This window comes from Neobacillus canaveralius (genome assembly GCF_047237705.1).
In the GTDB taxonomy this organism is placed as follows: Bacteria; Bacillota; Bacilli; order Bacillales; family Cytobacillaceae; genus Neobacillus; species Neobacillus niacini_K.
The window spans coordinates 4,094,524-4,119,707 of record NZ_JBDFLL010000001.1 but is presented as its reverse complement, the minus strand read 5'-3'; the positions used below and the strand labels follow the sequence as shown (position 1 = coordinate 4,119,707).

At 37.2% G+C, this 25,184-nt stretch carries 15 protein-coding genes; 13 read left to right on the top strand and 2 right to left on the bottom strand.

Translation table 11 applies throughout. The features are described from left to right. Positions 1 to 205 precede the first annotated feature (205 nt). From ABC255_RS20365 to ABC255_RS20345, 5 genes are all read left to right on the top strand, one after another. The gene (locus ABC255_RS20365; RefSeq protein ID WP_412996391.1) at positions 206 to 1,243 is read left to right on the top strand and encodes a LacI family DNA-binding transcriptional regulator; all 1,038 of its coding nucleotides are present in this window, start codon (positions 206 to 208) and stop codon (positions 1,241 to 1,243) included. A gap of 83 nt (positions 1,244 to 1,326) precedes the next feature. After that, a complete protein-coding gene (locus ABC255_RS20360) occupies positions 1,327 to 2,286 on the top strand; it encodes a carbohydrate ABC transporter permease (protein WP_412996389.1) in 960 nt (319 codons plus the stop codon). A gap of 45 nt (positions 2,287 to 2,331) precedes the next feature. Then, a complete protein-coding gene (locus ABC255_RS20355) occupies positions 2,332 to 3,150 on the top strand; it encodes a carbohydrate ABC transporter permease (RefSeq protein WP_412996387.1) in 819 nt (272 codons plus the stop codon). Positions 3,151 to 3,349: 199 nt separating this feature from the next. Continuing rightward, positions 3,350 to 7,981, top strand: a complete 4,632-nt coding sequence (locus tag ABC255_RS20350) for an Ig-like domain-containing protein (RefSeq protein ID WP_412996385.1) — start codon at positions 3,350 to 3,352, stop codon at positions 7,979 to 7,981. A gap of 93 nt (positions 7,982 to 8,074) precedes the next feature. Next, positions 8,075 to 9,373 (top strand): ABC transporter substrate-binding protein, encoded by a 1,299-nt coding sequence (locus ABC255_RS20345; RefSeq protein ID WP_412996384.1) that lies wholly within the window; start codon positions 8,075 to 8,077, stop codon positions 9,371 to 9,373. A gap of 140 nt (positions 9,374 to 9,513) precedes the next feature. Here ABC255_RS20345 and ABC255_RS20340 read toward each other — a convergent pair whose 3' ends face one another. Then, positions 9,514 to 11,406 carry a glycoside hydrolase family 127 protein gene (locus ABC255_RS20340; protein ID WP_412996382.1) on the bottom strand — a complete coding sequence of 631 codons (1,893 nt, stop codon included), beginning with the start codon at positions 11,404 to 11,406 and terminating at the stop codon, positions 9,514 to 9,516. Positions 11,407 to 11,898: 492 nt separating this feature from the next. Between ABC255_RS20340 and ABC255_RS20335 the strand changes: the two genes are divergently transcribed. The 7 genes from ABC255_RS20335 to ABC255_RS20305 all read left to right on the top strand — a co-directional run bounded on the left by ABC255_RS20335 (position 11,899) and on the right by ABC255_RS20305 (position 22,875). Beyond that, positions 11,899 to 12,972, top strand: a complete 1,074-nt coding sequence (locus ABC255_RS20335; RefSeq protein WP_412996380.1) for a Wadjet anti-phage system protein JetD domain-containing protein — start codon at positions 11,899 to 11,901, stop codon at positions 12,970 to 12,972. Further along, positions 12,963 to 14,474 (top strand): hypothetical protein, encoded by a 1,512-nt coding sequence (locus ABC255_RS20330; RefSeq protein ID WP_412996378.1) that lies wholly within the window; start codon positions 12,963 to 12,965, stop codon positions 14,472 to 14,474. Before ABC255_RS20335 ends, ABC255_RS20330 begins: the two co-directional genes overlap by 10 nt. Further along, positions 14,474 to 15,220, top strand: a complete 747-nt coding sequence (locus ABC255_RS20325) for a DUF6063 family protein (protein WP_412996376.1) — start codon at positions 14,474 to 14,476, stop codon at positions 15,218 to 15,220. Before ABC255_RS20330 ends, ABC255_RS20325 begins: the two co-directional genes overlap by 1 nt. After that, positions 15,198 to 19,667 carry a hypothetical protein gene (locus ABC255_RS20320; RefSeq protein WP_412996374.1) on the top strand — a complete coding sequence of 1,490 codons (4,470 nt, stop codon included), beginning with the start codon at positions 15,198 to 15,200 and terminating at the stop codon, positions 19,665 to 19,667. Before ABC255_RS20325 ends, ABC255_RS20320 begins: the two co-directional genes overlap by 23 nt. 174 nt (positions 19,668 to 19,841) lie before the next feature. After that, positions 19,842 to 20,333 (top strand): DUF6803 family protein, encoded by a 492-nt coding sequence (locus ABC255_RS20315; RefSeq protein WP_412996372.1) that lies wholly within the window; start codon positions 19,842 to 19,844, stop codon positions 20,331 to 20,333. Between the two features lie 127 nt (positions 20,334 to 20,460). After that, the gene (locus ABC255_RS20310) at positions 20,461 to 21,822 is read left to right on the top strand and encodes a cytochrome ubiquinol oxidase subunit I (RefSeq protein WP_412996370.1); all 1,362 of its coding nucleotides are present in this window, start codon (positions 20,461 to 20,463) and stop codon (positions 21,820 to 21,822) included. A gap of 12 nt (positions 21,823 to 21,834) precedes the next feature. Further along, positions 21,835 to 22,875 carry a cytochrome d ubiquinol oxidase subunit II gene (locus ABC255_RS20305; RefSeq protein WP_412996369.1) on the top strand — a complete coding sequence of 347 codons (1,041 nt, stop codon included), beginning with the start codon at positions 21,835 to 21,837 and terminating at the stop codon, positions 22,873 to 22,875. Between the two features lie 112 nt (positions 22,876 to 22,987). On the opposite strand, the gene ABC255_RS20300 is transcribed toward ABC255_RS20305, so the two are convergent. Further along, the gene (locus tag ABC255_RS20300; RefSeq protein ID WP_412996367.1) at positions 22,988 to 23,185 is read right to left on the bottom strand and encodes an H-type small acid-soluble spore protein; all 198 of its coding nucleotides are present in this window, start codon (positions 23,183 to 23,185) and stop codon (positions 22,988 to 22,990) included. 232 nt (positions 23,186 to 23,417) lie between these two features. On the opposite strand from ABC255_RS20300, the gene ABC255_RS20295 reads away from it, so the two are divergent. Beyond that, entirely contained in the window at positions 23,418 to 25,172 is a 1,755-nt protein-coding gene (locus ABC255_RS20295) for a sigma-54 interaction domain-containing protein (RefSeq protein WP_412996365.1), read from the top strand. Positions 25,173 to 25,184: the final 12 nt, after the last annotated feature.

Below are 25,184 nucleotides of genomic sequence, written 5' to 3'. Positions count from 1 at the left end.
AGTGTTGTTAAAAACATTTAGCTAGAGTCCCATTTATTCAAATTTAAATGTTTGTAAAAATTAGATTAACCGAAATGTTTTATGGGTTAACATAAAATAGTAAAGAAACTTAGTTATAATTTCTTAAATCATCAGATATTAATAAGTACATGGTATTAGTTTATAAGATTAATCGTTTTACCTAACAAAAAAGGTGATGATCGAAATGGTAAATATTAAAGATATAGCAGATAAAGCAAATGTTTCAATTGCTACTGTATCAAATGTTATTAATAATAGAGGGCGTGTTGGTGAAGAAACACGTAAAAAGATTCTTAAAATTATTGATGAAGTAAACTACCAACCTAACGTGATTGCTAAAAGTCTTAAATTAAATAAGACAAATGATATTGGCGTTATTGTAGAGGATATTTCTGTTTTCAATGCACCAGAGATAATCAATGGAATACATGCAGCTGCAGAGGAAAAAGGGTTATCCATTCTATTAACAAACATGGGTCTATTCAAAAAGAATGGGAACCAATATCCTGAAATAAGCAAATGTGAAGAACTCGCATTACCATTGTTTAATCAGTTAATTTCAAACCAGGTAGAGGGGATTATTTACATCGGAATTCATTCAAGAGATATAACTGGTTTAATTCCTGATTCAAAGATACCTATTGTTTATACGTACTGTTATACCAAAAATGAAAATGATTATAGCGTTAACTATGATGATGAAGGTGCTTCCTATCAAATAACAAAATACCTAATAAATAAGGGCCATACCCAAATTGGATTGATTAGTGGACTTATTAACTCAGTTTCGTCATATGCCCGTTTTCAAGGATACCAAAAGGCGTTAAGCGAGCATATGTTAATGTTTAACCCTCAATTTGTAAAAACCGGAGATTGGCAATATGAATCGGGGTATCGGATGACACAGGATTTATTAAACCAAGAAAACATACCTACAGCCATAATTGCCATGAATGATTTAATGGCTGCCGGCGCCATTCAAGCCATTAAAGATAATCGACATCAAATAACAAATGATATTTCCGTCGTCGGTTTTGATAACAGGGAATTGAGTAGTTATATTTCACCTAGATTAACAACAATGTCGCTGCCGTTGGAGGAAATGGGTAAAAAAGCAATGGAAATTCTGGATCAAATTAGAAATAAATACCCAGTTAATCAAAAAAAATATAGATTGGATTGTCAACTAGTAGAACGAGATTCTGTGTATTCCCTTGAATAAACGAATCTCGTTTGTTCTGAATAAGTATGTAAGCGAATTCATCAAATCTACTATTATTCTAATTTTAGAGGAGGGATTTAAAATTGAAAAATGCACCAAACCCTGATTTAGTCAACATGTCCAAGATTCCAAACGTACATACAAAACGGTCAAAAGGTGGTTCTGGAATTAGAAGTAAATATTTACCCTACTTATTACTACTTCCTGTTTTTACAATGATTATTGTTGTGGTTTTCATCCCATTGTTGACAACGATTGTTTATAGCTTTCAATCCTATCGTTTAACCAATCGGGAGGAACAAGCAACCTTTATTGGATTGGATAACTATTTCACGTTATTTCAAGATGATCGATTCATATCTTCACTTGTAACTAGTTTAATTTATATTGCTGGAAGTGTAGTGGGAATGTTGATTCTTGCCCTGATAACGGCACAAATAGCTAACCATGCCTTTAAAGGCAGATCCATTTTCCGTTCCACTATTCTCTTGCCTTGGGCGGTTGCGCCAGTAGTTGCTGCACAAGCATGGAAATTCATGTTTGAAACAGACTATGGAATTATTAATCACATATTGACCTCATTAGGTGTAATTGAACGTAATATTCCTTGGCTAGTGTCATCGGAGTATGCAATGGGCAGTGTTATTTTAACAAATGTTTGGAAAACAACACCATTACTAACTTTAATTATCGTGTCAGGGCTACAGACTATTTCCAAAGATTTATATGAAAGTGCAGATATGGATGGTGCAAGTCCATTTAAAAAATACTTTTATATAACCCTTCCATTAATAAAACCATTTATTCTCATGGGACTAATCTTTACAACCTTGCAGACTATAAATGTAATCGATATTATCTATGTCATGACAGGCGGCGGGCCGGGTGAAGCGACTGAAATCTTCACACTTTACAATTATAAGGTATTCTTCCAATATCTTGACTTTGGTTTAGGCGGAGCAATGGCTGTAATTGGTGTAACGGTAATTGGGATATTAATTTTCATTTATGGCCGGAACATGAATAAACAAATGAACAACTAATTAAATGATAACTTAATCTAGAAGAGAGTGTTGGGAGGAATTTTTATGAAGAAAAGGATGGGATTGCTGTTCTGGGCTGCATTAACCATCATTGTCATAATAAATGTTTTACCATACTTATGGACCATATTAACATCCCTAAAGAAACAGAATGAAATCTATACTGTAAAAATATTACCTGAAGAATTTTATTTGGATAATTACATTCAGGTTATTCTAGAAAGCGGTTTTTTTACCAATATATTAAATAGCTTAATAGTGTCGGGATCAACGGCTTTGATTTGCATTATTATTGGTGTCCCAGCCGCTTACGCATTTGCACGTTTAAAGTTTAAATTTCAAAATTTATTGTTTATGTTAGTTCTTTTTATTACGATTTTTCCGGGAATCTTTATTATCAGTCCTTTATTCAGCTTTTTAAAAGAAATAGGTGCGATTGATACCTATTTTGCTCTGATTTTACCTTATGTAGCTTATTTCACGCCATTAGTTGTTTGGATACTAACTGGATTTTTCAGAACCATCCCACAAGCTATTGAGGAAGTAGCCATAATGGATGGATGTGGGCTTTTTAAACTGATTACTCGTATTATTTTGCCGTTGTCCTTACCAGGTATTTTAACAGTAGGGATTATAGCCTTCACGTTATCGTGGAATGAATTCTTATTTGCCTTGATTTTCACTTCTTCAGATGCTGCTAGAACTGTTCCTGTAGCGATATCACAATTTCAAGGTGTTCACTCTTTAAATTGGGGACAAATGACAGCAGCGGCCATAACAGCAACGATACCAATTGTTTTAATTTCTATTGCCTTACAAAAGTATATCATTAGTGGTTTAACGGCTGGTGCCATCAAAGAATAATGTCATCTTATAAATTACTCCTGAGACCTTCATGAAAATACTTCAATACTTTACGTTATTCCTATCATAGTTCTTAACATAAAAAGTAGTTCCATATTTCTTGCAAAAAATGCACTTTTTAAGGAGGTGGATCAACAAGTTAGAGCACATCTCATATATAAAAGGGGAAATAGGGAGGGTAATGAGTTTGTTCAAATCTATGAAGAAGAAAAATAGGAAGAAAGCTCTATCCATAACAGCCAGTATTTTAGTGTTACTTGGAAGTTCTATTCCTACCACTTTTGCGGCATATGATGCAGTAATACCGGCAGCAGTTGACCCAGGAACTCCAGAATATAGCGGATCGGCAAATCCAGTTCCGACAGAGCCAGTTGCATATGACCCATCTAAAAACATGTTAGCGGAAATTTACAAAGCGGATAAAGCTGCTGGAGGAGATTCGTACTGGATGGATCGGATTCTTGAAAGACCCGGCTCAGAGGGAGGAGTTGATTTATTTACGCGAGGCAGGGCATTGTATATGTTTACCCACCAGCCAAGGGATCTTGGGTTCGGAGGCGGTTATGCCTACAGAGAAATGCCGACAGGAAGTGCTCAAAACCTGTATACCATCACATTATCGGACACCTCTTTATCTGAAGTTGCTGCTGAAAGAAAGCAATATCCAAGTCATTGGTCAAGTGTTCATCAAGCTGCAGGATTAAGCGTCCAACAGAAAAAATTCATTACTTATAATAATGTCGCAGTAACAATCCTGGAAATTAAAAATACGAGTGAAGCGAGTATTACAAAAACTCTTAATGTATCATCTCCGATTGTAAACAAGGCTTCTGAAAATGGGACGGAGTTAACAGGAATTCAAAAAGCCAGATATGATTTAACGACCATGTATCCAAGATTAAGTGGAGAAGGTATGACAGTTGATGGTACAAAACTGACTAAATCCATTACGCTAAGAGCAGGGGAATCAACTACAGTAAAAGTACAAATGGGAGTTACAACAAAAGAAATATCAGAGTCCACCACCGATTATGAGAGATTTGTAGATTATGACGCAGAAACAGCTTACCAAACTCAACTTGATGAGTACAATAAATGGTGGTCAGAGAATGTACCATATATTGATATTCCTGATCAAAATATAAAAAAGATGTCTTATTATCGAACATTCTTAAACAGATTTAACTATATTGACGCCAATATACCAGGAAATGATTTTCAATTCCCGGTTTCCATTGAAGGCGTACTAGGATACAACAATGCGATTCAATTAACTCAGCCAATGCATATGCAGGATTTAAAATATTTCAGAAATCCTATATATTCATACGGCAACTGGGTATCATCTGGTGAAAGTTCGAAATATTCAGCATTTCAAGATAACCCAGGAGATCCAGCTCATTGGAACAATACATATGAGCAATGGATAGCGGATGAAGCGTGGGAGACTTATAAAGTACACGGCGGGGATACAAAGATTCTTAACAATTTGGCACGTTATGCAGAAGGTGATGTTAAGGGTCAATTAGACAAATATGACACAAATAAAAATTATCTTGTTCAATATGACTGGGGTTCTTTAACAGGGAATGATGCAGATGCTGTTGCACTTAACTGGAAAGACCGCGATCAGGACCGGACAGACCAGAGTGCATTTAACTATTCAGGAGCACAAGCTGCAGCTGAGATTTATGCTGCTTTAGGAAATGATGCGAAAGCTCAAGAAATGAAACAGCTTGCTGAAAATATTAAAGAATCAATCTTAACCGTCTTATGGGATGGTTCCGAAGGTGATAATGGCAAGGTATTCAAACAGAAGGACATTGCGTCTGGTGAATTAGTACCTTGGAAAGACCAGCAAAACTTTTCACCATTCACTCATGAAGTTGCACCAAACACCGATGATTATAAACAAGCATTACGATTCTATGCGGATAAGGGACAGTTTCCAATCATGCCGTTCTTTACAGCTAACCAATTTGATAAGAAGTTAGCGATAGAAGCTGGAACTGGCGGAAGTAATAACTTTTCAAACATTAACTCCACACTTCAAGCAAGACTATATGCAACAGCGATTAGGAAGTATCCATCCGAGTATATTACGCCGGAAATGTATAAAAAGCTGATTGAATGGCTTACTTGGACTCAATATGTTGATGGTGACAACAGATTCCCGGATAACAATGAATTCTGGAATAGCTTTGATGATCAAACGAAAAAGCTTAATTATCGATCTTGGATTCATCATAATATCCTTGGTGCTTATAATTTCTCACTGATTGAGGATATCGCTGGAATGCAGCCGCGGGCTGATGAAACATTAGAATTATGGCCGATTGATATGGGGTATGAGTATTTTACGGTTAATAACTTAAGGTACCATGACAGCGATTTAACTATCGTTTGGGATAAGCCGGATGGAACCAAGCATTATGGGGAAACACCTGAAGGATATTCCGTGTACATGGACGGACAACGAGTTCTTACGGTAGATGAACTCGTTCATTTAACATATGACTCTAGAACGGGCACAGTAACAATAGAAGACAAAAATAGTGACGCAGATGTAACGTTTAATCAGGCAAATGGTATCAAGAAAGCTACTGAAGTCACACTCTCAGAGAATGCTAGAGCAGTCGATATGTTCCAAAAATCGGGTGTAGACCTGACAGTTGAAACCGGAGCTGCAGCAAATTTAGCAAAGGGTAAGAAGGTTTCTGCTTCCTATACATCTGTCGGTTCTAGACCTGAAGAGCTTACGAAAGTGGAAAATGCAGTTGATGGATTTACTGTAAGCGGACTTCCTACAACTAGAGGTAACCATTATGCAGCACCAAATCCGATTTGGGGTACAAAAGACTCTCCAAATAAGCAAGATTGGTATGAGGTTGATTTTGGTAAACCAACAGCCTTTGATAATGTAAAGTTATACTTCTACAGCGATAAATCTAGAAATAATTACCGAGAACCACTTCATTTTACGATTCAGTATCAAGATGGTACAGAATGGAAGAGTGTACCTCTTCAGAAGAAGAGCCCGATTCAAGCAAACTTTAATGAAGTAAAGTTTAACACGATTACAGCACAAAAAATGAGAGTCCTAATGACACCTTACCCTGGATTTGATATGGGTCTTAAGGAGGTTCAGGTATTTGAAACGGGAATTAAAGTTCCAGCAGAGCCTAATAAAGCTCCAAAAGTAGAGATTCTTCTAGATGAAACGTTTAACAAACCAATGAAGGAGCAATTGGTAGCATCCGTATCGGATGATAGTCAACCTCTTGATTTCCCTGAATTAACTTGGAGTCAAAAATCTGGCCCTGGAGCGGTTGTTTTCTCAGAACCTGAGTCTGTAAGTACAGTTGCTAGTTTTACAGAAGAAGGGAAGTATGTTTTAACATTAACTGCTAATGATGGTGAACTTTCCACATCTTCTGACATTGAAATAAATATTGAGAAACAGGATGTAAATTTAGCATTGAGTGCAACACCATCGACATCTTATGTATCTTCATGGGAAGATCTTAATGCCATAAAAAATGGTATTGACCCTAGAAATTCACGAGATAAAACAGGCGGCGCATATGGAAACTGGAATAGTCCTTCCAAAACTCAATGGGTTCAGTACACATGGGACGATCCGGTAGTCATCAATCAGTCAGATGTTTATTGGTGGACTGATAATGGTGGTATTCGTATGCCTGAAGCCTATACACTACAGTATTTAGATGCTGATGGTACGACCTGGAAGGATGTAGAGAAAATCTCAGGGCTAGTAGTAGAGCCGGATAAGTATAACACGACTACTTTCAAACCTATTGAAACGACTGCTTTACGTATGACTATTACGAGAGGAACGCAATGGACCGGTATCTTAGAGTGGAAAGTCCTAGAACCGCCAGTTCTAGAAATTAATCCAAGCGATGTGAAGGTACGTGTACTTAAGGGAGAGCGTCCAGAGCTACCGGCAACCGTTCAGAAAGTATTGGATGGCTATACCCAAGAAGTAAATGTTACATGGGATGAAATTACCGATGAACAATTACAACAAAGCGACACAGCCATTACGGTCTGGGGAGCATTAGATTCATCCTATCACATGATTCCGGCAACCGTTTATGTGAGAAGTGAAGCAAATGTAACGATCAATACCATTACCGAGGAAAACGTAACAACGGAGATTGGAAAAGTGCCAGTGCTGCCTTCTGTTGTTGAAGTACAGTACAATGATGGTTCTTGGGATAATATGAACGTTGGGGTAACCTGGGAGACAATAGACGCCAAGCAGTATTCAAAGGCAGGAGAATTTACGGTCTTTGGAACAGTTGAAGGAACAGATAAAAAGGCAGCAGCTATTGTGACGGTTGAGCCGACAATCGAATATCTTGCTAGTTTGAAAGAAAAAGCGAGTGCCATTTCAAATGAGTATCGTATTTACACAGAAGATTCCTTCCGAGCGTTACAAAATGCCCTAAAGGTTGTAGAAGATTTTGGCACCATTGATAATGATGCAGAACTAAATACTGCGGTTGAGGCGCTGCAATCAGCAATTGATGACTTAGTCAGTATCCCTATTTCTCATGACAATCTCGCCTTATTAACGAAAGATTTTATTTCGGAATATGGGGCACCAGGGTCAGATGGTATTACAAATGCTCTCGTGAAAAAGCTAGAAAATAGTAAGAAGGCGAGTGAAGCAGGCAATAATGAGGAAGCGAATGAATTGCTAGATTCATACGTCGATGAAGTTTCCTCACATAGTGGTAAAAAGGTTACAAATGAGCATGCGAAAATTTTAATCTGGTGGGCTAAAAAATTGCTTGCTGAATAATGAAGGAACAACTTCTGAGCGGAGGAAACTCTGCTCGGAAGCCCTTTTAAGTTTTAGGTAACTAGTATAAAAATTAAAGGAGGCTAGTTTAAATTGAACAATACACTAAGGAAACTGTTGGTATTTATCTTGATTTTTGGTGTCATATTTGTAAGTGCATGTAGTGGTGGAGAAAAAACAAGCAGTGATAATGGCAAAGATGATGCCGGAAAATCAGATGCAATCACCATTCGCATGGCTGTTTTTGAAAACGATCCAAATGGGATGATGGAAAAAGCGAGACAGAAGTTTAATGAAGAACATGAAAATATTAATCTTGAATTTACTCAATTGTCCAATGATGCCTCACAAATGCATGACCAGACTGTAACACAGCTTTCTGCAGGGTCAGAAAATTTAGATATTGTAAACATGGACGTTGTATGGACAGCAGAATTTGCTGAATCAGGCTGGTTACTCCCTCTTGATGATAAATTCACTGAAGAACTTCAAGCCAATTATATTGGCCGTCAGGTTGACTCTGTAAAATACAATGAAAAAACTTGGGCAGTTCCTTGGTTTAATGATTTACATCCATTGTGGTATCGTACTGATTTATTAGAAAAATATAATCTGGAAGTGCCAGAAACATATGAAGAAGCAGTAGAAGTAGCTCAAAAGATAACAAAAGAAGAAGGAATCCAAGGGTTTACGATGCACTGGGGACGTTCAGAGCAGTTAATTGTAAGTTTTACAGAGTTCCTTCATGCTAAAGGCGGAGACTTCTTTGATGAAAATGGCAAGGTAATTATCAATAGTCCTGAGGCGGTAGAAGCACTTCAATTTATGGTGGATATGATAGAAAAGTATGAGGTTGTATCACCTTCTGCAATTGGTCATTCAACTCCGGAAGACTCAAGAATTCCATTTACACAAGGCCAGTCACTATTTAACCCTAACTGGGGCTATGTATATTCTATTAACCAAGCAGATGACTCAGCAGTTAAGGATAAGACATGGGTAGCAAGTAACTTCAAGTTCGAAGGCGGGAAGAAAGCGAACTCAGTAGGCGGATGGAACTTTGCGATTTCAAGCAGCTCAAAAAATCCGGATGAAGCATGGGAAGTCATTAAGTGGTTTACTTCAGCTGAAAATCAAAAAGAAATGCTGGTTGGCGGAGGATATGCAGGGACTCAATTATCGCTATATGAGGATGAAGAGGTTATTAAAGCAAATCCATATTTAGAAGAATACACAAAAGCATTTGAAGATGCATCTGTGCGTCCAAGTCATCCACAATACTCCAAAATGTCTGATATTGCTCAATCCTACATTCACCAAGCATTATCTGGAGATTTAAGACCGAAGGAAGCTTTAGATCAACTGGCAAAAGAACTTGAAGACATCGAATAGTTGAAAAGGCGGTTGGGAACTCGGATCCCAACCGTTTCTGTTTGATAATTATTCTATTTTGATTGAAAAATTGAAAAGGGATTCCAACTTAGTAAAAAATGTGGAATCCCTTTTTTATTTTGTTTACATTTAGGTGCTGCTTATCTTTCAGGAATCCATACTTTCATTGGACCCTGTTCACGGTTATCCCAAGCATAATACGGAACAGCAACTAACTCTATAGTTTCATCATCCGGGGGAGACGATCTATATAACGTATCATTCCAGGAGTCGGTGTTTAATAGCTTAGCTTTTCCAGAAATTTTAACAATACCACCTAATAAATATTCATCATATTCAGCACGAAGCTCAGTATTTAAGGGCAAGATAATATCATGGAGATTACGTACATTATCAGTACCTTCAATACAATAAACAATAGGGCCCCGTTGAATGGAAACATGGTTGACATTCTGTCTTACATCAGGATGTGAATACATTCTTTCTATAGGCATTGGTAAAATTAGCGATATCTTGTCATGATTGCTCCATTTACGATCAATCACTACATAGCCTTTTTCGAAATGATTTAGGATATCAAACGAGTCACCATTAACGGTTAATTTTGCGTCTTTACACCAACCAGGAATACGAAGTTTTAACTTGAAGTCTGTTTGCTGATTCAGTTCTACTGTCAGATCAATATTTTCATCCCAAGGATAATTAGATTTCTGATGTAAAATTACTTGTTGATTATGAAGATTGAAAGTTCCACTACCTTCGATATAGAGGTGTACATTAATTGTATTTTGATTTTGTGAGTAGAGGTATTCGCCAAGGGACGAAAGTAATCTTGAAATATTGGGCGGACAACATGACACCCCAAACCACTCTTTACGATGAACATTCCCTAAACTAGCTAAAGGGTTATGATAAAAATACTTTTTACCATCTAAGGATATTCCGCTTAGTACACCATTATAAAGAGCACGTTCCAATAAATCCGCATATCTGCCATTACAATCTAATTGCAGCATTCGGTGATTCCAAAATACTAATCCTATGGCTGCGCACGTTTCAGCGTATGAGGTTTCATTCGGCAGGTCAAAATCAAATGTAAATCCTTCATATTTTTCTTCTGAGCCAATTCCGCCAGTAATATACATATTTCTTCCATTTAAGTTCTGCCATAACTTTTCACAGGCTGTTTTTAATTGAAGATCGTCTAATTCTAAAGCCAAATCTGCCATTGCACAATATAAATACATGGCTCTTACGGAATGGCCAACAACTTTATCTTGTTCTCTAACAGGTCTATGTGATTGGTTATATTCTTTCAAGTTAGGAAATGTTTTAAAAAGATCATCAAAATACCCTTTGATGTGTTTTTGTTCCTCGTCAAAGTAGTGAGGTTCTTTTCCTCTTTCATCAATAAAAAAATGGCTAAGCTTTAAATATTTATCATTGTCAGTAACACGATAAAGCTTGATTAATGCTAATTCAATTTCTTCATGCCCACAATATCCTTTTAATTTACCAGGTTCCGGTCCAAAGACAGTATCAATATAATCGGCGTATTTACAAACGATATCAAGGAGAGATTTTTTCTTAGTTGCGTTGAAGTGTGCGACGCCTGCTTCAATTAAATGGCCAGCACAGTATAATTCGTGGGAATCACGAAGATCCTTCCACCGTCTTTCAGGACATACGAGTGTAATATATGAGTTTAAATAGCCATCTGGCTGCTGGGCATAATCAAGTAACTCAATGACACCATCAATTAATTGATCAAGTGCAGGATCATAGTGTTTAGTCAGACTATAACTTCCGGCTTCAATCCATTTTGCAATGTCTGAGTCCCAAAATGGATGGGGAACAGGTCCGTCTTTTTTCAATTTCAAAGCATTTACTCTTCCTGTATCGAGGCACTGCTTATACTGAAAGGGGATAGTATGTTCACGATTGATGTCGATTTTAGGTTTCCAAAACCGATCGCGAATATCAACATTCTGAAGAGGTAAAGGTCTATATTTTTCTATTCCTTTTACGTGCATATCTTTTTCATCTCCTTTTTTCGGAATCAGGTACAAGATTAATAGATTTTTAAATTTTTAGTGAAAATTAGGAAAGCAGTAATATGGATAAAAGTAGAGAACAAAGAAAATTAAAATTCTATGAGGATGGATGACTTGTGTGTTAAGATTAATCGTTTAATCAAATGATATCATAAATAAATTTGACGGTCAATTCCGAATTATCGAACAAATTGATTCGCTTCCGTATTTTAAGGGGTTTATAGCGGAAAAGAGATTGTTTTCTAGGAAAAATTACTTGATTAAATCCAGTTAATCTTACTAAAGTCACTCTTCTGGTTTTACTGTCCTTAGCGATGCTGATTAAATAGTTTCTAATTTGTTCTATTGCACACAGCAATTGTTTTTAGAAAAAATTCATTTACCCAGACTAACCTAACTAGTTTATAATATATGGATGGCCAAATTGGGTATTTGGAGTCTGTTCCAATGGCTATATGAAGATTTAAGCAGGTGATTACAATCGACATCATTGAAACACGGGTGAGAGGATTTATAGCTGATATTCAACACCCAAAGCAGAAAAAGAAGATTAATATAAACGATTTAGAACTTCAGTTGCGCAAGCTTTTGAATGATTATTTCGAAATGGACGGGTACACATTGTTTTACCATGCCATTGAAACCTTGCAAGCTGAGGGAATACTTATTCCTATACAAAATAATCAATATAATGGCAGAACACCGGCGCTGCTCTTATATTTCTGGGTTAATATAAAAGTTCAAAGTGAAAAATGGGATCGTCTGGCGATGATGAAATTAAGTGATCAGTTTGATTTTTCCTTTTATGAACGCCATCCCGAATGGCAAACAAGAGAGGAATGGGAGCGAATCCACAATTTATATTCTTTTCTCCAATCCAGTCAGGGACGGGAAATAGTGTCAGTTGAAGAAAGAAGTTTGGAGCTCTTTGGTCATGAAAAATTTCTACTCGACGGTGATAGCTTTCCTGAGGGGAAAGGATTTTTAGCTAGAATAGGAGTATCAGAAGAACAGCTCAAAATGGTGCACTATGCGGAACCGTTTGTTTTTTGGATGAAACAAGGGAAAGAAATTAAAGATATTCACAGGGTACTCATTGTTGAGAATTTATCATTCTTTCATACATCCATTACGTTACTAGAAGCCAATAAACTTGATTATGAACCTGAACTGATTATTTATGGCGAAGGTGCAAAGATAGAACGGAGCTTTTCCTTTTTCTTCAGAATGTTTCCAGCCAAAAACTATCTTTTCTATTACGCTGGTGATTTGGATGCCGTGGGATACGGAATCCTCAATCGGCTTATTGAAAAATATTCAGATTGCTGTATTCAGCCGGCCTTAAAAATTTATCGGAAAATGCTTGAATGTATGGAACAAAGAAATAATCAAAAGCAAGGTCAAACACAAAATATCAAATACCGTGACGCCTTTTTTCAATGGTTTACCGAAGAGGAGCAAAATCTACTCATGCAATTATGGCAGGAAAATAAACGAATAGCTCAAGAAGTCTTAACAATTGAAACATGGAGGAGATGGATGTGAACGAATCATGGGAAGGGTTCGGCAAGCGTTTGCAGCGATTAAATCCACTGTTTGAGCTTGGTAGGGGAATGGAAGTAGGAGAACTGAAACCTCATATCCAAAGTATTCTCATGCATGTGCTTCTCACCATCTTTTATCGAGAATTAAATGATGATGATCTCAGACGCAAGTCAGATATCAAGTATATGGTGGAAGATTCTATTAAACAAATGAAGCTTTTAGCAGACGATAAACAAATAGAACGAATTACAAGCGGTCTGTTATATCAGGGAAAAGAAGAGTATAGTAAACCCTTTGAAGCTTTATATTACGATGAAATCAGACAATCCTGGGAGACACAAACATTCCGATATGTGACCATGGATGAATTATATACGAATTTAGAGATGGGCGGATCGATTGTTTATAAACTTACGGATGTAGCTCAGGAAATGATTTTTATGAGCAGGGAAATGGCTGAGGAATTTTCCATCACGATCGAACAACTCTATAGTATGCAGTTGATTAAGAATGGTAATTTTAGAAAAGCTACACGAAACCTCGATCACCTCATTTCACGTGTAAACCGCTTAATGGCAAATGAATTCTCTTTCCAAAAGGAAATGATCAACAATCCCAAAATCTTATTGATCGAAGAAGAATGGCAAAGAGCTGACAATCGAGTTGAAATTGAAAAGCAATTTGAAGAAGAGAAAAATCACTTCCGTACGATTACTAGTATGATAGAAAAGACAAAACGAAGAAATGAAGAAGATGATTATATTCAAAAAGAATTGGTTCTACTTCAAGAAAAAATTGGTCATACAAGGCAATTGCATGATCGGTTTGCTAAGTTAGTCATTCAAAATATTTCCTATGAGATGAAATTAAAAGCGGAAAACCCATCCTTGTTCTGGGAAAACAGCTTGGTTTCATTTCGAGACCATTTTTATGAGAATTGGTTAATAAAGGAAGGGTTTCATAATTTCTCCGTTATAGAAAAAGTGCTTTCTCCTTTATTCTCACCGAAAAATGAATTTATCTTGCCGCTTGATTGGATTTGGGGTGAGCAAGAACTCAATGAAAAACAATTAACCGATACGATCATTGAAGAGGAGTCAGAAGAAGGAATCACTAGACTACGAGTGACCAACTGGGATTCTGTTATCAAGGCATGGAGTTATGTATTTCAGTTTTTACAAACAAACGGTGAATTTTCATTAACGGATTTAAAAGAGCTGCCATTAGAAGTTCAGGATTTATGGTTTGAAGAATCTGAAACGATAGATTTGTGGATGATGTTCGATAAAAAGCCGCTGAAGGTCCAAGTGCTTCACCGGAAGGAAGAAACCCTAAGCGATGAAAGGGAAATTCTTCTTTATAAACTAATGAAGGAATATCCACAATTTGAAATGTTTGAAGGCTTAAAAATCTTTACCATGTTCGATCATCAGGCGGAGCCTTTCCTATGGTATCAAACGAAAATGACCCCTTTTAAAATTTGTGTAGAGGAGAATAAGTGATGAGTGCGGAAACAATCAAAAAAGCATCAGCTGTGTATTTTACTCTATTAAAAGAAAAAGTAATCGACGAAAATAGTGAACACTTCCAAACCTATTTTGATCCGGAAGTAAGACAGACAGTACTTTTATTAGCAGACGAATCCGGTACGTATATCATTGAAGCACCAAAACGTATTCATTTAGTGGTTCAGCCAACTGGTTCGGTATTTGCAACGAATTTTACCCATTTGAAAGATAAGCATAAGCAAGTTGAAACGAAAAAACATTTTCATCTTATTAGCATTGTCATAATGGCTTTTTTGGCAGCCATCGATCGCAACCAGGCTGCTAAAATCCGCACGAAGCGGGAAGGAATTAGCTTCTATGCCCTAGAACGTCAAGTGAATGATCTCATTATGAAATGGGAGAGCATTCTTAAAAATCAGCCGACCTTCGGGGAAGAAGAACGAATTGATATGAAGGAAGTTGTGACCACGTGGAAATACATGGAGGTCGATAGTGACGATTTTGGGCTAAAAAAGGGCAATAGACGAACCAGAATCGGTACAATTGCCAGCGCTATGCGCCTATTAGAAACTGAGGGGCTTATCGTCGTTTTGGATCGGGATGATATTGCGAAGGTTATTCCTAAGAATGAACTTTTTGAGCGGATTGAATACTTGTATCACGATTACGACCGTTATGAACTTTTTAAAAAGTTAATGACAGCTGAGGAGGATGAGCATGCCGAAAATCCATCGAATTAGAATTGTCGGCCTGAAGTATGATGGCATGCAAAAGCAATATAAAGATACCACGTTTAATTTTCATAATGATGAGACATCAACAAATGGCTTGATTGCCATGATGAATGGCGGCGGAAAAGGTGTGTTCCTTCAAACTATTTTTCAGATACTTAAACCGGGAACTTCGTGGGGAAAACAGAACAATCGATTTTATCAGCAGTTCTTTTTTAACAATAAAGAGCAGTTTATCCCTTATACCTTTCATGTTCTCATTCAGTGGGAATTGGACGGTGCTGACCATCGTCATTTGGTAACTGGAGGAATGTTTTCAGCTGAACAGCGGATTTCAATGAGTGAAGAAAGTGGAAATGAAAGCAAAACATTGGAACAGGAAGCTAAGATCCTTCCGAATATTACATTTTATACTAGAGAATTTGAACGGAAGGAAGAAGCCGCGCTTGAGCATATTCCGCTTTATGAAAATGGTGAGGTTGCTGAAACTGAAAGCTTAAAAGACTATTTAAAATGGAATGGATATGACGTTTACCGAGATACGAAGAAGCACTACCGCATCCTTGATACATACGGCATTAACCGTAAAGACTGGGATATTATGAAGGATATTAACAAAGATGAAGGCGGCGTTGGAAAATACTTCGAGGGCGCTGAGGATGACCATTCCCTGTTCCAAAAACGAATCATTCCTACTGTAAGTCAGGTCTTACATCGAACTGAACATCAAAAGAACGATCTGGTGGAAATTTTCAAGAGTCAGGCAAGTATCGCGAAGGACCTGCCTGTTCTTTTAAAAAGAGAGCAAGCTCATAAAGAGTTTTTAGAAGATATTGTTCCATTCGAAGAGCACTTAGCTAAAGGAGTAGAACATAAAGAAATAGTTCATGCAAGTACACAGACAGGAAGACAACTCCTTGGTGCGTTGCAGCATTTAAAGCAATCGGAAGAGGAAAGTTTGCTTAATTTAGCAAAAAATATGGAGAAATTACTCCTAAGACAAGCCGATTTACGATACCAAAAGGATAATTTAGAGTTTGCAAAAGCTCACAGAGAGGTCATGGATTGGGAAAAGAAATTAGTACAAGAAAGGGAAAAACATACTACCTTACAAGGTGTTGTCAAAGAGAAACAAGAACGAAAAGAACAACTTGCCTTTCAAGCCTTATTAAAAGAATGGAATGAAAATGAACAGAGTATTGTTGCGCTTACTCAACAGATTGTGACTTTAGAGCAAAATAGCGGTTTAGAGCAAGTGAATCAAAGAATGAATGAAATTAAACAAGCAGCGAGATCTCAATGGGAGGAATCCTATTTATCCTTACAAGAAGGCATAAAACAGTATCTAGGATATCAAAAGTTCTTAACTAAAAAAGCTAAAGAACTGTCTCAGCAAGATAAACAGAAGACAAAAGACATTGCACAGCTTAGTACTGAAATTGACTTTCTATATACACAGATGCACAACTTTGATTCTAAGGAAGCAGTACTCATTAAAGAATTTGGCGACCGCCTAACTTATGACTTAAAGGGCTTGACACAGAGTTACTTGAAACAGATTGACGAGAAAAACGCAAGATTAGTAGATTTGCAAACAAAAGATAAAGAATCGAGTGAGAAGCAAAATAAGTTAGCCACTTCACACGGTACGCTCCTTCAGTCGATTCAGTTCTCAGAAAAAAAACTTGAGGAATTAAACCTAGCTAATGAAAAGCAAAAAGAGAAAGAAGCAAAGCTATTAGACAAGCTCCTTGGTTTATTAGATGATGTCACAGCACCATTTACTCACTCTCTCTTATCGAAGTATGCAATAAAAATAGAAGAAATACTGAGCAATAACCGTCAACAAGCAGAACAAATGAAAAAAGAACTTTGGGAAACACAACTCGACCATTCCTTAAACGATGAACCCTTCTGGATTGCCAATAAAGATGTGAAGGAATTGAAGGAATGGATTGATGAAAAGACTGGAATTGATGTCTTTTATGGAACGCAATTTCTCCAATCCTTAAGTCCTGAAGAATTAGCGAATACCCTTATTACCTATCCACTCCTTCCATACGGTTTGGTCGTAAGCGGGCCGCAATGGCAAAAAATTAACCAGCAGGTTCTGTCAGGAAGAATGTTTAAAAGTCCTGTTCCGATTTTCTTGCGTGAAGAAATGAACAAGGAACAGCACCAGCCATCCTTTGTGATCATTAACGGAAAAGAGAAAGAGCTTTTAACTGATAAAAATCAGTTTACAAGCTGGAAAATAAAGATTGCGAAACAAATAGATGACAAGAAAGATACACTATCAGAAATTGAAAAAACAGAAACTACCCTGCGTCGTATTTTAAAGGAAATCGATCGTTTTTCATCAAGTGAACTTTCAAGTGATATCGTAAAAGCTATTACGCAAGAACAAAACACGCTTCTTTCTTTGAAAACGAAACTGCAGGAAATCAAGACACAAGAAGAAAAAGAAAAAGAAATACAGCTTGCGTTAAAAGAACAGTTAGAAAAGACAAAAGGCAAGATCGAAAAACTTACGAAAAATGTAAAGACATTAGAGGTTTTTGAACAAGAAAAAACTCTTCATCAAGAAAATAAAAGAGTAAAACTAGAAAAAGAGAAACAGAAGGAAGCCTTAGATTCTCAGCAGCAAGAAATAGGCAAAGAGCACCAGCATACCGTTGACCTGCAAAACCAGTGGAATCAAACATATGTAGAATGGAAACTTACTATAGAACAAAATATTAAGGAGATTGCTTTCTTTATTGAAGAAGCCGTTTTTCCTGCTGAACAAAAAGGTGACCCAAGCGAAGAAGTACCTAAGCTTTCACCACATTTATTACAAGGGATAAATGGAAGTATCACAGAGCTAAAACAGCTGCAAAAATCAAAGGAAGAACAAGCTAGAGAATTGCTGGTTCTTCAAGCAAGGAAAGAAACGGAACAAAAGCAACAGAAGAAATTAGAGAAAAAACTACAAGCGCATGATGAGGATTGGAAAAATGCAGTTGAGCCAGAGGAACCAATCAGTATCTTAGAAAACATGCTGCAAAATGCTCAGAAAGAAGCGAAGGCAGCAGAAAAAGAAGAACGGGAACAAGGAACGGCGGTAACAGTTGCGGAAACATCCTTAAAGCATGCAACCGAACAACGTGACAAACTAGGAAAAAAGATAGAAAAGCATGAAAAACAGCCAGAAGCCTGGGAAGATCTTGACTTAGAAGTAAAAGAGGTAGAAATAAAAGACCAAACGAAAGTAACAAAAGAGGAAGTAAAGAAGGCTGAGAAAATTCAGAAAGCAACAGAAACGAATATTGCGGGTTATGAAGGTGATTTGTTAACACTTTCTGTTATTCTTAAAGAGGAAGCAGCCGTATTTACAAATGATGATGTAGAAAAAATTAAGAGTCAAGGTAAAGCATGTATCTTATCCTGGTGTGAGGAATATCAAGCCATTCAGGAGGAAGGTAAGGAAAAGCATGCGAAAATTGACCAATCATTGCGTAATTTAAAGCTTTCGATTGAAGGAAAAGATTGGGAGATCCGTTTTAAAAATGAAGTATTAACCACACTAGACCATTTGGACACAAGGCATTATACGCATATCCAAAGCATTGTTAAAAATATGAAGCGTTTTTCACAAAGTGGATTGGAGCAATTGGAACGCGATAAGGAAAGAGCCGAAAAGGCGCAAAACTTCTGGGCCAGCCGTGCCAGTATGAAAGTAATGAGCATTTCAGAGGCGATTCGTTCGATGGTTGCAAAAATGAAACTTAAAAATGAACGAGGCTCTTTCCCACTTGTCCAGCTTAAAGAAGACATTTTACCTAAAAAGCCTGAAGATATTGAACCGCTGCTAAAACAGCATTTTGTTTCCGCGATTAACAAAATTACCAAACAATTTGATATGATTGATGATCATAACCGTGCCTTAGACGAAGAAATTAAACAACTAATAAGTGATGAGCAAATATTATTTGTGTCTCTTCGAAATCGATATCCTGAACTGTTCGTCTATAACATGCGAACGGATAATGCCTTTATGTACGGGAAACCGCAAAGAGAGCATTATTCCACCTGGCAGACGATCAATCAAGGTTCGAAGACGAAATCGGATGGCAGTGGCGGACAAAAGTTATCTGCCCGAATGGTGATGATGATGATGTTATTATCCGTTAAAAGTGAAACCGATCAAAGCTGGGTTCCGTTAGTCTGTGATAATCCGTTCGGACAAGCTGCATCTGCACACGTTCTTGACCCAATCTTCGCCGTTGCCGAAAAACTGAAGTTCCAATTCATTGTCGTCACGCCGCCTGAACTGGTGAAAACAGAAATCAGCCAACGATTCGACGCCTATTATAAATTGGACTTCATTCGTGAAAAAGGAAAAGAAATTGTTTCCGACACGATTGTTCCGGCATTTCGGATATACCAGGGAGAGGAAGTTGCACAGGTAAAGTAACATAATGGTAAAACGAAAGAACTACACGAAAAAATCTCACTTTCTGTATGGATGGTGAGATTTTTATATTTGCAGAGTATATGTCATGTTTTTGTCACAGTTTCTTCATCGTATCTTTATATCCTAAACCTACAATCTATCTGTAATTAAACGATTTTAGGAGGATATAACCACATGAACATGACACATTATATGGGTTTACTAGCAGACAATCAACCATGGAATCTGATTATTTTTATGGCAATTCCGGTTATCTGTGCTGAAACCATTGCTGTAACAGAATTAGCCATTTTGTTTACTAGAAATCTAACAGGTAAATTAAGATTGGTTAACAAAATTACATCTATATTTGTTGGTATTTATTTTACTGGTATATTCATTTACTTATTTTTTAATGCAGTTATACCGATCACATCAAAAGGAGAATGGCATGGATGGATTGATGTAGTTGCAGTAGGGTTCTACTTACTTGGAATCATCCCATTACTAGGCATGGCACTTTTGGATTTAAATTTAATTTATAGAAATAAAACACAAGAAGAAAAATTAAAAGTCCACGCGATTTTTGTTGGTATGTTTCTAATCTTTGCACACATAGCAATGATCGCTGGAATGGTTGATCCAACAATCGTTACTGACATGCCAACTATGGGTCATAATATGTAAATATAGATATAATCTCACCTTCTAAATGGAAGTTGAGATTTTTTTATTGAGAGTTCACCGACTCTACATATTAATGGTCTTTTTGGAAATAATTATCAAGACCATGATACGTGAGGGGAGAGTTTTTTTGAGTGACTTATTAATAGCCCGTTCCTTATTTGGAACGACAATGGCTTTTCATATTATTTTTGCCACGATCGGAGTCGGTTTGCCGCTGATGATTTTGGCTGCAGAGCTTCTCTATCAAAAAACAAAAGATCAAGATTATGTAGTAATGGCTAAACGCTGGACAAAGGCCTTTGCAGTTTTACTGGGAGTCGGGATCCCGACTGGCACGATAGCAGGCGTTCAATTATCGTTACTGTGGCCTGGTTTTCTGGAAGTAATTGGTCGTGTAATGCCTCTTCCTTTCCAAATCGAAATCTATGCCTTTTTTATTGAGGCGTTGTTTATGTCCATCTACGTCTATGCAGCGGAAAGAATTGCTCCTTGGATGCGGATTGTCAGCTTAGTGCTGGTCGCAATTGGAGCACTATCCTCTGCCGTCTTAATTACCAATGTCCATGCCTTTCAAGGTACACCGGCTGGTTTCCGTTATGAAGACGGAAAATTCCTAGACATTGACCCTTGGGCTGCTTTTTTTAACCCAAGCTTTTTTGTTACAGCCGGACATGTAGCATTGTCTGCTTATGTAGTTGGAGCTTTTGTTGTTGCATCTGTTGCGTCCTTTAAAATGATGAAAAATAAAATCGGATCAAGAGTATATCTTTTTCACCAAAAAGCACTGGTTCTAAGTCTTGTGGTAGGTGGTATCTTTGCATTTCTAACTGCATTAAATGGCCATGATTCGGCTCAATACTTACATAAATATCAGCCGGAAAAGTTAGCGGCAGCGGAAGGGTTATTTGAAACACAATCCCATGCACCATTAGCGATTGGTGGTTTTACGGACAAGGAAACGAAAGAAATAAAAGGGGCAATCGAGATTCCTTGGGCGTTAAGTTTTCTCGCGGGGAACAGCTTTGATACGGTAGTTGTCGGCTTAAATGATTATCCAGAGGAGCTATGGCCGCCATTATTCATTCATACTCTTTTTAACGGAATGGTGTTCATTGGTTCAGCTCTAATTATGGTTCCTTTACTTGTTTTCGCCTGGAAAAAATTTTTTAAAAAAACACAATATCCAAAACTCATGCTTCGGGGGCTGGTAACGACAGGTCCGCTGGCTGTGATCGCCATTGAATGTGGATGGATTTTTGCATGTTCAGGTCGTCAGCCATGGGTAATCTACCACATCTTATCAACTGCAGAATCTGCTACGACTGCAACCAACTTAGGTGCTCTATTTGTATCGTTTATCATTGTCTACATGATCTTAGGGTTTTCTGTAGTGTTTGTTTTACTCTACTTCTTTAGAAAAAATACAGAATTAGATGATATCGAGCGGGCAGAGAAAAAAGGCACCCCATTATTTAGTTCCAATTCATAGGAGGAGAAACAAATGGCTGATGCTCTTATTGCAATTACCGTGCTGTGGGGGTTCGTGTTTATCTATGCTGTTATGGCCACCATGGATTTTGGAGCAGGCTTCTGGTCAATGATTTACATTAACCGGGAAAAAACGAAAGCAACGAACATTGCCAATCGCTATTTATCACCAACTTGGGAAGTGACAAATACCTTTATTGTTGCGTTGGTCGTTGCTGTTTATAGTCTTTTTCCAAGTGCGGCCAATACTCTAGGAACGATTCTACTCATTCCCGGCAGCTTAATCCTTTTATTACTAGCATTACGAAGCGCCTTTTTAGTTTTTTCAAATATAGCTACGGAATACAAAAAGCCGCTCACTTACATTTCTGGTATTGCAGGTATTATTATTCCTGGCTTGTTAATTAGCGTGTTGCCGATTACGCATGGACACTATGTTGATTTTGCAGATGGTACTGTGAATTTAAACCTTAATAAACTTTTTTCGAGCCCCAATGAATATGCCTTTATTGGGTTTGCTATCACGAGTACACTTTTTCTCTCTTCTTTATTATTAGCGGATTATTCAAAGGCTTCAAATGAAATGGAAGCTTACCGAGTGTACCTTCGGGATGGAAAGATTCTTGGTCCGATTTCATTAATTATGGCATTGCTAATTATGATTACCTTAAAAAATGAAGTCGGTTGGTTGTACAATGAAATGATGGAGGATCTTCCATTACTATTGATCTCGGTCGGCTTCTTTTTAATTATCGGATACGGTTTATATGCGCGAAACCCTTTTCGAAAAGGGGAACGAGGCATGCCGAGACTCGCTGTCATAGCCGTTACCATTCAATATCTGATAGCAAGCTATGTCTATGGAAAGGCCCATTTGCCGTATATCATCTATCCAAATGTTACCATTGAGTCCGCTTTTACAGACCCTAACTCCTTCAGAGCGGTGTTTATCACTTATATCGTCGGATTCGCAATCCTTTTCCCCGGTTTTATTTACTTTTGGAGTTTATTTATGAATGATAAACGTTATTTGAGGCAAAAGGGGAACCAATAGAAACAAAAAATCTCACCTTAACCTTAAGGTGGGATTTTTTTTGGACCAGCTATACCGTTTTAGTAGTTGAAAATGGAGATTTGAACATGTTTTCTATTTTTCTAACTAGTACCTATTCAGTATAATACTCTCCTGTTTCTTTCAAATCATTTATCGGTACGATTTGTCTTTCACTATGAATTCCTCTTTCAGATACAACCGCCTTACTTGATGTATCATCTATGCTTTCAATCCAAACAGGAATTCCATGAAAGTGAACGGCTATTTCTTGATCGGATAAGAGGATTTCTTTGGCACGATCTAGATTCATATGAACACCTCAACATTATCTTTTCCGATAGGGAGAATTATATTCATAAGTTATGTTTTAAGCACTTTGGCAGAGTGACTTTTACGATTTAGCCCGATAACTAAATGATATTTCAAAATAGTCAGATTATATGATATACTTTTCTAGAACATAAGGAATTCTTGTTACAAGAAAGCATTTTCTGTATAGCGTCCTAATTGAAAATACTATTGTAAAAGGCGATGAATAAAGAATGAATACAGTGGACCAGCCTTTAATAGAGTGCTTCCAAAAAGTTTGCAGCTCAATTGGAAGTTTTAAAACAGGAATAACGCAGATTTACCTTCTGGATAATCTTTATATCTACCATTGCCACTACGATATCCAGAAGAAAAAAATCATCGTTGATGAACATCAGCGTAATAGGTTGAATGAAATAAACTTGGATGAATCTACTCATTCAAATGTTCTATTTTACGAGGAATCTCAATCACTATGGATTTATGCCCGTCCGGTTATACAAAATGGTGAGCATAAATATACGTTGGTGACAAAATATCCTGAAAAAAATAATAAGAAAATACTTCAAATCTTAGAGATCCTTGCAAAACAGCTTAGTTATCAGCTGGTTACCCAGCCGAATCTTAAATCTCTATTTCTACATAGTAAATATCAACAGCAAATCACGAACACCATCGAGGAAGGGTACTTGACCGTTGATCAAAACGGAATCATTACCTTCATAAACCAAATGGGGACTAGCATTCTAGGACTTGATGAAAATGAACTAACCGGTAAGCTACTCCTCGGGATTCTGCCAAATTTTAATCCCTCCCCACTAGTAACATTACAAACGAAGGAAAATTGGGTGAACCGGGAAGTTTCTTTTGATTTACCAAAGGGTAAGATTCATCTTATTTTTTCTGTTACTCCTTTATTTGAAAATGGAATTTCAGTTGGGATCGTCATTACCTTTAGAGAAATGAAAATCATTATGAAAAAATTGGAGAGTTTAGTTAATATTAATCCAATATTTCAATTCGAAGATATCATTTACAAAAGCACTTCCATGCAAGAGTTGGTTAAGACAGCAAAGGTCGCAGCAAAAACAGAATCGAATATATTAATAGAAGGTGAGAGCGGAACAGGAAAAGAATTAATCGCCCAAGCCATACATAATCAAAGCCAGCGTAAAGGGAAGCCATTTGTTGTGATCGACTGTTCTTCGATTCCAAGAGATTTAGTGGAAAGTGAGTTGTTCGGCTATGTCGATGGTGCTTTTACTGGTGCCCGAAAAGGCGGCAGGCTGGGGAAATTTGAAGTAGCCAATGGAGGTACGGTGTTTCTCGATGAAATCGGGGAAATGCCTTTAGAAATTCAGGTAAAACTGCTGCGTGTACTTCAAACCCGTACGATTACACGTGTTGGCGGACATGAGCCTACACCTTGTAATGTTAGAATCATTGCAGCAACGAATCGAAATCTTGAGGAAGAAGTGGAATACGAAAATTTTCGATTAGACCTTTATTATCGTTTAAATGTCCTGCAGCTCACTATTCCTCCAATAAGGGAAAGAGTGGGTGACATTCCCTTATTGGCAAAAACCTTAGTTGAGGTAGCAGCAAATCGAACAAATCGTCATTCTCCAATCATCTCTATGGAAACGATGAAAATATTAGAAAGCTATTCATGGCCAGGAAATATAAGAGAATTAGAAAATGTAATAGAAAGAGCCATTCTGATTGCTCATGATGTGATTGAACCTGAACACCTGCCAAATTATTTGTTAAATGCACTTGTTAAAAGTGATAAAAGAAAGCCGGCGCAATCTATCATTCTTAATGATGTGAACTCAATTAATGAGATGGAAAAGGAGTTAATTCGTAACACTCTTGATCATGTTTATTGGAACAAAAGCCTAGCAGCGAGAAAACTGGGAATATCCCGCTCGAACTTATATGAGAAAATAGCAAAATATAATATTGAACAGGTGATAGATAAATATTAAAAGGGATGATAT